Genomic DNA, 14,784 nt, shown 5'->3' with positions numbered 1-14,784 from the left:
CAATGTTTATTATTATTCTGAGGACTGTATGCAGGCTGTTGGGTGTAAGTATAAAGAAATCCTAAAAACAGCAAAAATTATTGACATTACACTTATCCTTAATTATGATGAAATTTGTATATATTTTAGAAAATAGAGGAAGAAGAGGTTTTACCTTATGAGCAAGATCAAGATTATAACTGACTCGGCAAGTGATATACTTCCGGAGATAGAGAAGGAACTGGATATAGAGATACTTTCATTTTCAGTGGTAATAGGCAACAGGGAATTTACCAGCAGAGTGGATTTCGACAATGCGGGATTTTATGAGCTTATGCACAGATATGACGAGATTCCTAAGACCTCCCAGATCACAAGCTATAGCTTCTGTGAGGTTTACAAGAGATTTTATGAGGAAGGTTACACTGACATTGTATATGTAAGTATAAACAAGGAAGGTTCAGCCACATATAACAATTCCGTGATGGCTATAGAGGACTTCTATGATGAAGTGCCGGAGGCAAAGGGCAGATTCAATATCTACTGCTATGACGGTATCGGATACACAGGAATGTACGGCTATCCGGTTATGGAGGCAGCCCGTATGGTGAAGGCGGGAGAAGATATTGACAGTATAAATGCCTACCTTAAGGACATACTTGGTAAGAGAAGGATTTATTTCGGTATATATAATCTTAAGTATGCTGCCAAGTCAGGACGTATACCTACAGCGGCAGCACTGGTGGGTGACGCGCTGGGCGTGAAGCCTGTTATGAGGATATGTGACAATACCATAGCAACAGCAGCCAAGTGCCGTGGCGAGAAGAAGCTTGTCTCAAAGATAGTGGAGATGACCATGGCAGATATTAAGCCGGGTTCATCATATCAGCTTGTGTATGGCATGGATACAGTATGCCGCGATGAGCTTGAAGCAAAGATGACAGAGAAGATGGGATACGGCCCTACAGATTATTTCCAGATAGGAGCAGAGATTGCTTCCAATGCCGGTGAGAAGGTTGTCGGTGTGATATTTACCGTGAGGGACGATCTGTAGAAAGTGATCCGAAAAATAAGATACATAAGACGAATACCCTCAGTGGGATATCCCGTTGATGTTCGATCAGTTGTGTCAAGTTTTATATGAAAACTTGACATGCAGCGTCAGCCCTTTGCCGAGAGGAGGTACCCATGCATCGTAGATGCATATAAAATGGTACCGACGATATGCCGCCGAGAGATTGTGCCCATGCGTTGAAAACGCATATTTGAATGGCACAATCGACCTGCCGCCGAGTGTAAACGAGGGGGCGTTACCCAGAGATTGTGCCCATGCGTTGAAAACGCATATTTGAATGGCACAATCGACCTGCCGCCGAGTGTAAACGAGGGGGCGTTACCCAGAGATTGTGCCCATGCGTTGAAAACGCATATTTGAATGGCACAATCGACCTGCCGCCGAGTGTAAACGAGGGGGCGTTACCCAGAGATTGTGCCCATGCGTTGAAAACGCATATTTGAATGGCACAATCGACCTGCCGCCGAGTGTAAACGAGGGGGCGTTACCCAGAGATTGTGCCCATGCGTTGAAAACGCATATTTGAATGGCACAATCGACCTGCCGCCGAGTGTAAACGAGGGGGCGTTACCCAGAGATTGTGCCCATGCGTTGAAAACGCATATTTGAATGGCACAATCGACCTGCCGCCGAGTGTAAACGAGGGGGCGTTACCCAGAGATTGTGCCCATGCGTTGAAAACGCATATTTGAATGGCACAATCGACCTGCCGCCGAGTGTAAACGAGGGGGCGTTACCCAGAGATTGTGCCCATGCGTTGAAAACGCATATTTGAATGGCACAATCGACTTGCCGCCGAGTGTAAACGAGGGGGCGTTACCCATAATGGGAGGGGGCAATACCTATGAAGGCAAATTTTAAATGGGCTGATGTTCAAATGATGGAGGAACAGTTATGCATCAGATTATAACAAGTCTGCTTGAGACAGATATGTACAAATTCAGTATGGGACAGGCTATATATCACCAGTTCAGTGAGTATAAGACCACCTGGAGTTTCAAGTGCAGGAATACAGATGTGCATTTTACTGATGAAATGGTAGATGAGATAATAAGACAGATAAAGCTCTACTGTAAACTTAATTTCACAGAGGAAGAGCTGGAGTATCTGGACGGTATAAAGTGGATCAAGGGCTCTTATGTGGATTTTTTAAGACTGTGGAAGCCGAGATTCGAGGATTTCGAGATCACAAAAGACGCTGAGTGCGGACTTGCCATAGAGACAAAGGGCACATGGCTCAACACATCAATGTACGAGATACCTACCCTTGCCATAGTCAATGAGGTTTACTTCAGGATGAACTACAATTATGACAGGCTTAAGAAGTCATTTGAAGACAGGCTGAACGAGAAGATAAGAAGAGTCACCACAGGTGAGCTTAATCTTGGGGCTTTCAGTGAGTTCGGTCTCAGAAGAAGGCTCTCTGCCGAAGCACAGGAGATGGCGGTAAAGGTACTGGCTGAGCACAGTTACCCTGCTTCCAAGTTCGTAGGTACAAGTAATGTGTACCTGGCGAAGAAGTTCGGGCTTACACCTGTTGGAACCATGGCTCATGAGTGGATAATGTGCGTGGGACAGGGAAATCACAAGCATAATCCCGCTTACTCCAACTGGTATTCTCTTGATGCATGGGTTAAGGAGTACGGCGTGTTAAATGGTACAGCCCTCACAGATGCCATAACCACAGATTGCTTTCTTAAGGACTTCCAGCTTACCTATGCCACACTGTTCAGCGGTGTAAGGCATGACAGCGGAGATCCGTATGAATGGGGAAATAAAATGATAGCTCACTATGAGAAGCTTGGAATAGATGCCAGAACCAAGACCCTGTTGTTCAGTGATAACCTGGACTTCGAGAAGGCCTCAGCCATACATGATTATTTTGTAGGAAAGATAAAGGTGGCATTCGGTATAGGAACATATATCTCCAATGATACCGACGAACCACCTCTTAATATAGTAATGAAGACCACAGCCTGCAACGGCATGGATGTGGCGAAGATCTCAGATACGCCGGGAAAGGGAATGTGCAAAAATCCCGATTATGTACACTATCTCAACAGATGTATCAAGTGGCGTATGGAGAATGATAATAATACAGCAAATTAATTAATGAGAGCGTTCAGCTCGTGATAAAGCCTGGAAAGAGGGAGACCTACCACATTGTTGTAGTCTCCTTCTATTTTTTTGATGAACAGACCACCCTGGGTCTGGATGCCATAGCTTCCGGCTTTGTCATCCACATCACCTGTTGATATGTACCAGGAGATCTCCTCCGGTGTCATAGGATAGAATGTGACCTGAGTGCTTTCATAGAAGGTCCTGCTGTGCCCGCTGTGTCCGTCAAAATAAGCAATGCTCACACCGGTATACACGTTGTGGGTCTGACCGGAGAGGCTGCTTAAGGTGTTGTATGCGTCATTATGGTCATGGGGCTTCCCGAGGATACGGCCGTTTAATGAAACAACTGTATCGGCACCGATAACAATAAATGGTGTATCAGAAGTCAGGGGACCGAAGGTGGAGACCGCATCAGGATCATTAAGTAACAGTGATCTGTCCACTGTTATCCTTGCAAATACGTCATCCGCCTTTCTCTTCGCCAGTGTCATGACATATTCTGATGGCGCAAGGACTTCGGTGTTCTCGTCACACATGCTCTTTATAACTATGTATTTATATCCGCCCTGGGACAGCAGCTCCCTGCGTCTCGGAGAGCCGGATCCCAGTATTATAGGTATATTTGTTATCATAATATCTGTCCTTTTACTTGCACATCCTGATAGCCTTCTCGAAACGAGGAAGAGCTCTTTCAACCATTTCCGTTGTTGTACAGTAAGCCAATCTCATATGTCCCGGACACATGAAGCTGTCACCCGGAACAAGTATAAGGTCAAGCTCGTGGGCTGTCATGTTACAGAACTCATTTGCATCGGCGATAGGAGTCTTAGGGAACATGTAGAAGGTTCCGCCCGGCTCAACACACTCGTAACCCATGGCTGTAAGCTCCTTGTAGAGGATGTTCTTGTTCTTCTCGTATATTGAAAGATCGGATGTAAGGTCAAGAACCTCAGCAACTGCAAGCTGTATAAGGCTGGCAGGGCAGTTGTGGCCTGTAAATCTTGAAACCTGACCGCACATGTTGATTATAAGCTCTGCGTCCTTGCAGGCAGGATTTACGGCAACGTAGCCTATTCTTTCGCCAGGAAGTGAAAGGGACTTGCTGAATGAGTAACAGCAGATACTGTTGTCGTAGAACTTTGATATGAAAGGTGAATCGGTTCCTGCAAATACAATCTCTCTGTAAGGCTCGTCGGAGATGATATAAATATCATGACCGTACTCTTCCTGCTTATCCTTTAGAATCTGGGCAAGTCTTGTGATGGTCTCTGTTGAGTAAACAATACCTGATGGGTTGTTAGGAGAATTGATAAGTATAGCCTGTACATTAGGGTTCAACATCTCCTCGAAAGCATCGAAGTTGATCTGGAATGAGGTGATGTCCGCAGGTACAACCTTAAGGACTGCTCCGGTTCCGTCTACATATGGTATGTATTCAGGGAAGTAAGGGGCAAATGTAATTACCTCATCTCCCGGCTCTGTTACACATCTGATAGCGTGTGCAAGGGCCCCGGCGGCACCAGATGTCATGAAGATATCCTCTAGCTTGTAGTTCATGCCGAATCTTCTGTTGAGGGAGTCAGCAACTGCCTGTCTTACAGATGGGATAGTAAGTGTAGGGCTGTATCCGTGAAGGGCTACAGGATCTGTTTCCTTGATGATCCTTAACATAGCTTCTGTAAATTCTGGCCTTGTAGGTACGGATGGGTTTCCTATGGTGAAATTATATACATTCTCAGCACCTATCTCGGCAGCTCGTCTGCCGGCGTACTGGGCAAATTCTCTTATTATGGATGTGTTCTTGGTCATTGCTGCATATTTTTTTGAAATCATTGTGCGTCCTCTCCTTTATGTAAATGTTAGAAAAAGTATACTTCTATTGTTAAGAAAACGCAAGCATGTGGTACTTGGCTCGTTGCCATAACAGCGATAAAACACGCTTTGCAAGTTTTATCCGCTGATTAGCAGTCGCCAAATCCGATCATGCAAGCATATCGTACTTGGCTCGTTGTCATAACAGCGATAAAACACGCTTTGCAAGTTTTATCCGCTGATTAGCAGTCGCCAAATCCGATCATGCAAGCATATCGTACTTGGCTCGTTGTCATAACAGCGATAAAACACGCTTTGCAAGTTTTATCCGCTGATTAGCAGTCGCCAAATCCGATCATGCAAGCATATCGTACTTGGCTCGTTGTCATAACAGCGATAAAACACGCTTTGCAAGTTTTATCCGCTGATTAGCAGTCGCCAAATCCGATCATGCAAGCATGTCGTACTTGGCTCGTTGCCATAACAAAAAAAGGACGATAAACCGGGGAAAGATTTATCGCCTTTTTGTATGTGCAATGGTTTCAACAACACCACTGCGTATAAAAAAATGAGGGGAGAGAGGATTCAAATAAATGAAAAACTCTTTACAATGATTACTATACAGATTATTTGTGTACAAATTGTGTTCAAATAATTTAGTATTTATAAAAATACTTGTTAAAATTCTTATAAAAATATTAAGACATCTTAATATTTGCCTTTGAGTGGTTAAAAAAAGGTATTTGAGCGTGGATATATGTGTGAGTGAAAAGCCATGGTGCAGTTGCCGGGGACATTTTTTTCTTGTTTTTCCCGGGGAAATCTATACAATAGGAATGAAGGCCATATTTATAGAGCATATATGGGTGAAAGGAATTTTATCATGATCAGAAACGAAAATAATATAAATAAAGATAAAGCAGATAACAACAGAATAAACATCAACAGATCCAACTGGAACAAGATGTTGGTGGCAGGTGCCATAGCAGGCTGCGTAATCTCCGGGGCAGCATTTTCAGGAAACGGTTTAAACGGAGTATATGCGGAAGAGAGCATAACCGACAGTGAAAGTACGGCAGCGGAGACCGATGCAAACTGTGATGAAGGTATAACTGCCAAGACCGATGCAATAGGTGATGAAAGTCTGATTGTTGAGGATGATATGTCTCAGGTTCAGGCGTCCGGTATAATCATTGATGCGGCACACTTCGGTGATGAGGAATTTGCCGGGTATCTTAAGGAGAACTTTGATAAGGACGGAAACGGATATTTTGACTCTGCCGAGCTTTCAGAGGTTAAGGCCATAGATGTAAGTGACGTAAGCGGGATAGAAGAGGTACAGGGACTTGACCTGTTTGCCGGTCTTCAGGAGCTGGACGTGAGCAACACGGATATTTCTTATATAGATGTGTCAAAGAACAGTGAATTAAAGAAATTTGACTGCAGCAACACAGGACTTGAGGTCTTAAATGTGAAGAGCAACAGCAAGCTGGAGGTCCTAAGCTGTAACGATATCGGGCTTAACAGCCTTGATGTTACAGCAAATACTTCCCTTTACGAGCTTTGGTGCAGGGGAAATGAATTCAAATACATAGATGTAAGCTACTGTAAGGAGGGCATTAAGGTTTATGCTGACAGTGACTGTCAGGTGTATCGTTCAAAGGAAGGATTGATAAAGGTTGACGGCGTATGGTCATATTATGTGGACAATAAGGTTGACACAGACTATGTAGGGCTGGTAAAGCACAGCTCCGGTTCATGGTATTATGTAAGAAACGGTGTGATAGATTTCGGGTACACAGGCCTTGTGAAGCACAGCTCAGGAACCTGGTACTATGTGGCAAACGGTAAGATGTCAACAACCATGACAGGTCTTGTGAAGCATAGCTCAGGAGCCTGGTATTACGTGGCAAAGGGTAAAATGCAGTCCTCGTACAAGGGCTTTGTAAAGCATAGTTCAGGAGCATGGTATTATATTGAAAACGGCAGATGGCAGAGTTCCTTCAAGGGACTTGCAAGGCATACCACCGGAGCCTGGTACTACGCAGTAAACGGCAAGATATTATTCTATTACGAGGGAATAGTAAGACACGGCGGAAGCTCCTATTATGTGAAGAACGGCAAGCTCCAGTCAGGCTTCACCGGAAATGTAATAATAGGCGGACGAGGCTTTCGTGTGGTAAAGGGAAAGGTTATAACAAAATAATACATAAACCGAGGTATATAAAAATGATATTTGAGACCCATGGTCATTATGATGATGAGAAATTTGATGAGGACAGAGAAGAATTATTTGCCAGGTTTAGGGAGGAAGGAGTAGAGCTTGTTATGAATATCGGAGCGGATATGACAAGCTCAAGAAATTCCTGTAAGCTGGCGGAGAAATATCCCTTTGTCTATGCGGCGGTGGGGGTTCATCCAAGCGAGCTTGAGGGACTTACCGAGGCTGACATGGAGGAGCTGCTTGCAATGTCCCGCCTTGACAAGGTTAAGGCAATAGGTGAGATCGGACTTGATTACTACTACGGCAAGGACAACAAGGAAGAACAGATAAAGTGGTTTGAGAGACAGCTTGAGCTGGCGGCCGGGGTGAAGCTTCCGGTGGTGATACACAGCAGGGACGCGGCAGCAGACACCCTTAACATACTTAAAGCTCACGGTGATATTGAGGGCGGTGTCATCCACTGTTTCTCCTATGAGACAGAAATGGCAAGAGAGTATCTTGACATGGGATATTATCTTGGCATAGGCGGTGTTGTAACCTTCAAGAACAGCAGGAAGCTCAAGGAGGTTGTTGAGTATGCACCTCTTGACAGACTGGTGCTGGAGACCGACTCCCCATACCTTGCACCGGTGCCTATGAGAGGAAAACGAAACAGTGCCCTTTACATTCCATATATAGCAGAGGAGATTGCAGCTATTAAGGGAGTAGACATTTCAGAGGTGTATGAACAGACATTTGCAAACGGCAAGGCTTTGTACAGGATAAAATAAAACTATAAGATAGGAAGATGTATGAGAAAATTAAGTGATCCACAGGTAACCATAGAAACCATAAAAAAATATGAATTTGCATTTCAGAAGAGATTTGGACAGAATTTCCTGATAGACGAGCATGTGATAAATAAGATCATTGCGGCAGCAGATATAACCAGGGAGGACACAGTACTGGAGATCGGTCCGGGAATAGGAACCATGACCCAATATCTGGCAGAGAGGGCCGGAAGAGTATTTGCAGTGGAGATAGACAAAAATCTTATCCCTATCCTGGGAGAGACCTTAAGTGAGTACGACAATGTTACAATTATAAATGATGATATCCTCAAGGTTGACATTAACAGGATCGTGGAAGAGGAAAATGGCGGCAGACCTTTGAAGGTTGTTGCAAATCTTCCCTACTACATTACAACCCCTATAATTATGGGACTGTTTGAACAGCATGTGCCGCTGCTCAGCATAACGGTAATGGTGCAGAAAGAGGTTGCCGAGAGAATGCAGGCAGGACCGGGAACTAAGGACTATGGCGCACTGTCACTGGCGGTTGCCTACTATGCAAAGCCTTATATTGCTGCAAATGTTCCTCCTAATTGCTTTATTCCGAGACCTAATGTAGGATCTGCGGTCATAAGGCTCACAAGATATAATGAGCCGCCGGTACAGGTTTGCGATGACAGGCTTATGTTCAAGCTTATCAGGGCGTCCTTCAGCCAGAGGAGAAAGACCCTGCAGAACGGTATCGCCAATTCCGGTGAGCTGGACTTCACTAAGGAGGATGTTAGAAAGGCTCTGGCTGCCATGGGGTTAAATGAAAATATACGTGGAGAGAATCTGGGGCTTGAGGAATTTGCCAGGTTAAGCAATATGTTGGGAGAAAACTGTCCCGAAAAGTAAATAATCGCGAAATGTTTCAGGGAATATAAAGTCCCCCGGGTCATATATTATCTATATATAGAGAGCTATTTTATATAGATTTTAGATGGACTGATGCTCAATGAAAGGGAGATAATTTATGATCAACTGGAACAGATTTATTTCATATATATATAGATATCACAACGGAAAAAAGTGTGACAACGCAGGTTTTGCAAAGGTTTCAAGGGATGGGGACAGATGCAGCATAAACATAGGGCTTCGGGACATAATGGATTCTTCAAGATCCTGTTACAATGTGTACCTTTATATGGAGACCCAGAACATGGGGAGCGAGGGACCGGCACGGGCAAATATCGTCTACATACCTAAGCTACAGTATATCGGAAAGATGTGCATGAGCAGAGGAAGAGGTACCGGGCAGTTCCTGGACGCCTGGGACAATATAGGGGGAAGTCACAGACCGGTGATGGCGTTCAACGGAATATATATATGCCGGGATGACGGCTCCGATATATTCTGCTCCTCCTGGACGGACAATAATTGTGATTACACGGCACCGAGATATGAGGACATGCCGGCATCTGAGCATGCAAACCATGAGGATATGCCGGCACCTGAGCATGTAGGACATGAGGATGTGCCAATACCGGGACATGCAGATCGTGGTGACATAGTACACAGTGAAATGGCTCAGAGCGGTTCGGAGCAAATAAAAGATGATGATCACATAGTGGCGGCGGAGAAACTGCGACATGAAGAGGTTGTCGAACATGGAGGGGCTGCCCCAGACATGGCTGGGACTGTGCTTGACAACATGACTTCTGTGAATATGGCACAGATGGACATGGACAACAGGATCTCTGCGGTGGAGAGACTTATGAATACTAAGGATAAACTGCCGGATATCGTGCCTACATTTTTTACCGGGGATACCGGAGATTCGGCAGTGCTTAATTGTGTAAAGATCACTCCTAATGACATAGGGCTTCTGGATATGAATAATTGGAAGCTGGGGATCAACAGTTTTCTGACCCATGGCTATTACAGCTACAGGTACATACTGCTTGGCAGGCTCGTTTTTGACCAGAACAATATGAATGATAAACGATATGTGATCGGAGTGCCGGGAATATACAGCTCAAGGGAGAAATACCTGGCGGATATATTTGGATTTGGCAGGTTCATCATGGCTGATAAAAATGACAGAAAGACCGGCAGGTTCGGTTACTGGGTCACAGATGTGGCTGTGTGACCGCCGGAGCATACACGAGAGAGGAAATATAAGATATGGACGATAATAATAATCCGGAGCATATAAAATACATGAAGAAAGCTTACGCACAGGCGTTACATGCCTATGAGAACGGAGATGTGCCAATAGGCTGTGTAATAGTCCATGAGGGCAGGATAATAGCCCGTGGCTATAATAAGAGAAATCTTAAGAAGACCACCCTTGCCCATGCTGAGATACTTGCCATTGAGCAGGCGTCAAGGAAGCTTGGGGACTGGAGACTTGAGGAATGTGTTATGTACGTTACTCTTGAACCCTGCCAGATGTGTGCCGGAGCCATCGTTCAGGCAAGGATACCGGAGGTGGTCATAGGATGTATGAATAAAAAAGCAGGCTGTGCCGGATCCATAATCAATCTCCTGGACATGAAGCAGTTCAATCATCAGGTTAAAACTGTCTACAATGTCATGGAGGACGAGTGCAGTGCACTTATGAAGAGCTTCTTCGCGGACCTGAGAGCCGGACGCATAGGAAAGAAGCCGGACGATGAAAAAAGATTGGTATGTCAGCCGGTGAAAAGATCGATGTGTCAGATGGTGAAAAAGACTGATATGTCGGCGGAGGAAGAGGCAGATGTTTCTGCAGGAAAAAAAGGTTGACGGTTTTTGATCTGTCTTATATAATTCATAGGTAATTTAATTTAATATGTTTTCAAAGTTTCCATGCAACCGGGGAGGTAGCGGCGCCCTGTACCTGCAATCCGCTATAGCGGGGGTGATGGTCTTTTTGAGGGATGTCTATTGTAGAGCTGCCCTAAGTAAGTGATGTTGATGTCTGGGTCTTGCGCAACAGGACTCTTCGAACCGTGTCAGGACGGAGACGTAGCAGCACTAAGAGGAATCTCCTGTGTGCCGTGAGGGTGCCTGGGCTGAGTTAACTGCTGAGGTAACGTTTATGATAGCTTTTCGAGATAAGACCGCATGGATTTTTATATTTCAAAAAAATGCAGTAAATAATTCATAAAAAATGAAAAAAATAATAGTAAAAAAACACAAATGATGTTATGATAGGACATGATACTTTCTGTTAGTGTTTAGTAAATTTTAACAACAGAGAAAAGGTCATGGAAGATTTGACATGATTGAGAAGTAACACCAATATAGGTTCAAGGGGCGACTTTAAAGATGAATTATGCGGAAGTAATAGAGTTTGTTAGAAAACAGACCGCCGAGAACGGCAGACCACCAAACTATCCGTTCAGAAGCAGGTTTGAGCATACTATGAGGGTTTATCGTTGGGCTATTAAACTTCAGTCAAAACTTGGGGGCGACCTGGATATAATAGTTCTTGCCGCATTACTCCACGATATTGGCTGGGACGAAGTCAGACCGCATGGCGAGGTCGGAGCAGAGATTGCTGTTGATTATCTCGACAGCCTGGGCGTAGATCCGGAGAAGATTGCCAAGATCGGAGAAATCATAATGATGCATTCCGATAAGGATACAGAGGCAGAGTTGTCTCTGGAGTGCAGGATCGTGATGGATGCTGACTTGTTAGACGAGGTTGGGGCTGTAGGCATTTTATGGGATGCCATGGCAACAGCTCAGGAAGACGAAGCGAGTTACAAGAGAGCATATTACAGGATTAAGAATTTTTACAGGATCAATAAGCCTAAGATAAAGCGTTGTAAGACTGACGCAGGCCGGGTTGAGTATAACAAGCGCATGCAGCTCATAGAAGAATTTATATTCCAACTGGAAAAGGAATTGTTCTAAATAAAATAGTTAAGAGAATATAGGTGGGTGAAATTATGAACAAGATAATTAAGGTTATTATCGCTATTATTATTGCAGGTGCAATCCTGGCAGGTGTGTATTTTGTTCTTCCTGAAACTTCTCAGATGTATATTAAGGGAATGATACAGTACCACTTTGATGATGATGCCAAGACACATGTGGATAAGATAAAGGCTATCAAGATGCCGGATACAGATGTTACTTTCGGCGATGGTCTTGAGAAGGCTTGCAAGAGTACAGCGTGGTACTATGAGGAGGGAGCCACAGATACATGGGTTGTTACATTCTATGGTTCCAAGATTAATATCAATCTTACAGGAGATGGATATGATAATGTATATACAGAGAAACCTATAAAGATTACATTTTCCGTAAGAAAAGATAAGAATGTTGACATTACCATTAATATTGGTGGTGAAGTGATTACAGACAAAGATAAATGCAAGGCTATATATGGAAGGATTGCCAGAGCTTCTTAGTTGATTTGACTGAAGTCGGTTGTATATGGTTCTGGAAGATTTCGTATGAAAATCGGCAGAATTTGTTTAAAACAGGTTGGTTAAGTTCAAATAATGAGAAATGCATATTGACAAAGTGAAAGTAAAAGGATACCATTTTCTCAAGCTGGTATTGTCATAGTGCGGCTTACATGGAGTATAAGAGACAGATACGATATATGGTTGTATAGAAAGAGGTTGAATATGTCAAAAACAAAAACAATTATGAAAGAATCCATTATCGACGGTGCTTTCGCAGTATTCAGAAAGTATGGCTATGAGAATCTCAATGCAAGAAGCCTTGCTAGAGAAATGAATTGTTCTACTCAGCCAATATATGTCAATTTCAAAGATATGGATCAGGTTAAGAAGATTGCCAGAAAGCTGGCGGCAGAGAGATATCAGGAGATACTCGGAGAAGCTGAGAAGAAGTATAAGAAGCTCACCTACAGTAACTATTATCTGGGAATTGTGAAGCTCGCAGCTTATGAGCCGATGCTGTTCAAGTATTATTACATTGATCATCAGGAGCTTGGAAAAAAGGCCTTCAACGATTATGGCAGAGAGACATTTGTTGAGCTTAATAAAGAGTATGGTTTAAAGGGCAAGGCAGCAGGAAAGGTAAGCAAGAACCTGTTCAACTGTGTTGTTGCCTATGGTATGCTTGTAACTCTTGGATATACAGATTTCGACGAGACAGAAGCATTAGAGGCAGTTAAGAGGTACTTTGTTCAGTCAACAGAGAAGTACGGTTTTACTGAATAAGATCTGGTCAATAAAAAACTCATCCGTAAGGATGAGTTTTTTTATGCTCTATTTTGATTAATTCCCGGCAAGCTCATTTATCATATTCATTATTATGCCTGTAGAATCCGCAAGTTCGCTCTTGTTCATAGTCTCTATATATTCATTCTTATGTTCATAAACATAAGAAATGCCCTTAAGAAGAGTTTCCTTGTTGAGGTTTTCCTCTTCTATTACATAGCTGTAACCGCTCTTCTTAAATGACTCAGCATTTAATATCTGATCACCACGGCTTGCTGCGGCCGACAGCGGAATGAGAATATTCGGTTTTCTCAGTGCAAGAAGCTCACATATTGCATTTGCACCGGCACGGGATACAACAATATCGCTTAAAGCCAGGAGACTTGCAAGCTCCTTCTTAATATATTCATACTGTACATAACCCTTCTTATTCTTAAGGGACTCATCAAGATTTCCTTTTCCGCACAGGTGGATCACATTAAACTTCTCAAGTATGGCGTCAAGATTTTCTCTTATACAGTTGTTGATGGCTACGCTTCCTGTACTACCGCCGATTATGAGCATTACCGGCTTCATGTCTGTGAAACCACAGAAGGTCAGGGCGAATGCTGAATCTCCGGAGAACAGTTCTTTTCGGATAGGAGTTCCGGTTACAATAGCCTTTCCCTCAGGGAACAGAGCCTTGGTTTCAGGGAAGTTGCAGCATACTCTTGAAGCCTTTGGCAGCGCAAGCTTATTTGCCAGACCCGGTGTCATATCGGACTCGTGAATGATGACGGGTATATGTCTGCTGTGGGCTGCAAATACTACAGGTACGGTTACGAAACCACCCTTTGAAAATACTACATCAGGCTTAAGCTCCTTCATAAGTTTTTTTGCTTCAGACATTCCCTTAAGTACACGGAAGGGATCAGAAAAGTTCTTCATGCTGAAATATCTTCTTAACTTACCTGAAGATATGCCGTGATAAGATATTCCCATATCCTCTATAAGCTTTTTCTCCATGCCATCATATGATCCTATATACTGGATGTCATATCCGGCAGCTTTAAGCTCAGGAATCAGTGCTATATTAGGCGTTACGTGACCGGCAGTTCCGCCGCCGGTGAGTACTATTCTCTTCATATTGCTATTGCCTCCCTATATTGTTACGCGAGCTTCTGTTCTTTGTACTGCTTAAGAGCCTTTGCAAGCTGGTCAGGACAGGAGGTAGGTCTTGGACCGCATTTTATACCTTCAAGTCTGTCAATGACATCATCAACCTTCATGCCTTCAACAAGCTTTGAAACACCCTGCGTATTGCCGTTGCAGCCGCCTACAAAATGTACGTTGTGTACAGTGTCCTCAACAACATCAAATGAAATTTCCATGGAACATGTTCCTTTTGTCTTGTAATTCATATCAGTACCTCGCTTTTTTATATTTGTCCGTATGTAAATATGTGATTTTTTATTTTGAAACAAAGGGTTCATCTCTTGCGCTCCCTTTATAATATACAAAATATATCACTAATTAGCGATATTTGTCTATTGAAAAATGTTGATAAATAAAAAACTTCACACATATAATTATCCTAACAAAAGATAAGTGCCCGAAAGGAAATTATATATAGTATATGCGCAAAACTATATTTTA

The 14,784-nt window shown here is 43.4% G+C and carries 13 protein-coding genes, 1 other RNA gene and 1 pseudogene; 11 read left to right on the top strand and 4 right to left on the bottom strand.

Going from position 1 to position 14,784, the window contains the following annotated elements; all coding sequences use genetic code 11:
* Nucleotides 1–157 precede the first annotated feature (157 nt).
* Nucleotides 158–1,033: a DegV family protein gene (locus DXB54_RS01035; protein ID WP_021938150.1), complete on the top strand. Its 876-nt coding sequence runs from the start codon at nucleotides 158–160 to the stop codon at nucleotides 1,031–1,033.
* Nucleotides 1,034–1,948: 915 nt separating this feature from the next.
* On the top strand, nucleotides 1,949–3,163 hold the full coding sequence (gene pncB, locus DXB54_RS01030) for a nicotinate phosphoribosyltransferase (RefSeq protein ID WP_021937398.1): 1,215 nt from the start codon (nucleotides 1,949–1,951) through the stop codon (nucleotides 3,161–3,163).
* On the opposite strand, the gene DXB54_RS01025 is transcribed toward pncB, so the two are convergent.
* On the bottom strand, nucleotides 3,160–3,807 hold the full coding sequence (locus tag DXB54_RS01025; protein WP_118693996.1) for a Maf family protein: 648 nt from the start codon (nucleotides 3,805–3,807) through the stop codon (nucleotides 3,160–3,162). The genes pncB and DXB54_RS01025 overlap by 4 nt on opposite strands.
* A gap of 13 nt (nucleotides 3,808–3,820) precedes the next feature.
* Complete coding sequence (locus DXB54_RS01020; RefSeq protein WP_021937400.1) at nucleotides 3,821–5,008, bottom strand: pyridoxal phosphate-dependent aminotransferase; 1,188 nt, start codon at nucleotides 5,006–5,008, stop codon at nucleotides 3,821–3,823.
* An 862-nt stretch (nucleotides 5,009–5,870) separates the two neighbouring features.
* On the opposite strand from DXB54_RS01020, the gene DXB54_RS01015 reads away from it, so the two are divergent.
* The 9 genes and pseudogenes from DXB54_RS01015 to DXB54_RS00975 all read left to right on the top strand — a co-directional run bounded on the left by DXB54_RS01015 (nucleotide 5,871) and on the right by DXB54_RS00975 (nucleotide 13,149).
* Nucleotides 5,871–7,193 (top strand): hypothetical protein, encoded by a 1,323-nt coding sequence (locus tag DXB54_RS01015; protein ID WP_199708716.1) that lies wholly within the window; start codon nucleotides 5,871–5,873, stop codon nucleotides 7,191–7,193.
* A gap of 23 nt (nucleotides 7,194–7,216) precedes the next feature.
* Nucleotides 7,217–7,981 carry a TatD family hydrolase gene (locus DXB54_RS01010; protein ID WP_118693994.1) on the top strand — a complete coding sequence of 255 codons (765 nt, stop codon included), beginning with the start codon at nucleotides 7,217–7,219 and terminating at the stop codon, nucleotides 7,979–7,981.
* A 21-nt stretch (nucleotides 7,982–8,002) separates the two neighbouring features.
* Complete coding sequence (gene rsmA, locus DXB54_RS01005) at nucleotides 8,003–8,878, top strand: 16S rRNA (adenine(1518)-N(6)/adenine(1519)-N(6))-dimethyltransferase RsmA (RefSeq protein WP_118693993.1); 876 nt, start codon at nucleotides 8,003–8,005, stop codon at nucleotides 8,876–8,878.
* 118 nt (nucleotides 8,879–8,996) lie between these two features.
* Complete coding sequence (locus tag DXB54_RS01000) at nucleotides 8,997–10,112, top strand: DUF6128 domain-containing protein (protein WP_118693992.1); 1,116 nt, start codon at nucleotides 8,997–8,999, stop codon at nucleotides 10,110–10,112.
* A 35-nt stretch (nucleotides 10,113–10,147) separates the two neighbouring features.
* Nucleotides 10,148–10,630, top strand: a pseudogene (locus DXB54_RS00995) (nucleoside deaminase); the annotation flags it as partial.
* Between the two features lie 181 nt (nucleotides 10,631–10,811).
* An RNA gene (gene ffs, locus DXB54_RS00990) (signal recognition particle sRNA large type) lies at nucleotides 10,812–11,075 on the top strand.
* 200 nt (nucleotides 11,076–11,275) lie between these two features.
* Nucleotides 11,276–11,866, top strand: a complete 591-nt coding sequence (locus tag DXB54_RS00985) for an HD domain-containing protein (protein ID WP_021937406.1) — start codon at nucleotides 11,276–11,278, stop codon at nucleotides 11,864–11,866.
* 35 nt (nucleotides 11,867–11,901) lie between these two features.
* Nucleotides 11,902–12,366, top strand: a complete 465-nt coding sequence (locus tag DXB54_RS00980) for a hypothetical protein (protein WP_021937407.1) — start codon at nucleotides 11,902–11,904, stop codon at nucleotides 12,364–12,366.
* 222 nt (nucleotides 12,367–12,588) lie between these two features.
* Nucleotides 12,589–13,149, top strand: a complete 561-nt coding sequence (locus tag DXB54_RS00975) for a TetR/AcrR family transcriptional regulator (protein ID WP_021937408.1) — start codon at nucleotides 12,589–12,591, stop codon at nucleotides 13,147–13,149.
* A gap of 57 nt (nucleotides 13,150–13,206) precedes the next feature.
* Here DXB54_RS00975 and DXB54_RS00970 read toward each other — a convergent pair whose 3' ends face one another.
* Nucleotides 13,207–14,274 carry an undecaprenyldiphospho-muramoylpentapeptide beta-N-acetylglucosaminyltransferase gene (locus DXB54_RS00970; RefSeq protein ID WP_118693990.1) on the bottom strand — a complete coding sequence of 356 codons (1,068 nt, stop codon included), beginning with the start codon at nucleotides 14,272–14,274 and terminating at the stop codon, nucleotides 13,207–13,209.
* A gap of 23 nt (nucleotides 14,275–14,297) precedes the next feature.
* Nucleotides 14,298–14,549: a TIGR03905 family TSCPD domain-containing protein gene (locus DXB54_RS00965; RefSeq protein WP_021937410.1), complete on the bottom strand. Its 252-nt coding sequence runs from the start codon at nucleotides 14,547–14,549 to the stop codon at nucleotides 14,298–14,300.
* Between the last annotated feature and the right edge of the window lie 235 nt (nucleotides 14,550–14,784).

The organism is Coprococcus sp. OM04-5BH, from assembly GCF_003482105.1.
In the GTDB taxonomy this organism is placed as follows: Bacteria; Bacillota; Clostridia; order Lachnospirales; family Lachnospiraceae; genus Coprococcus.
Note: the sequence above shows the minus strand (reverse complement) of the source record. Positions and strands in the feature narration are given on the sequence as shown.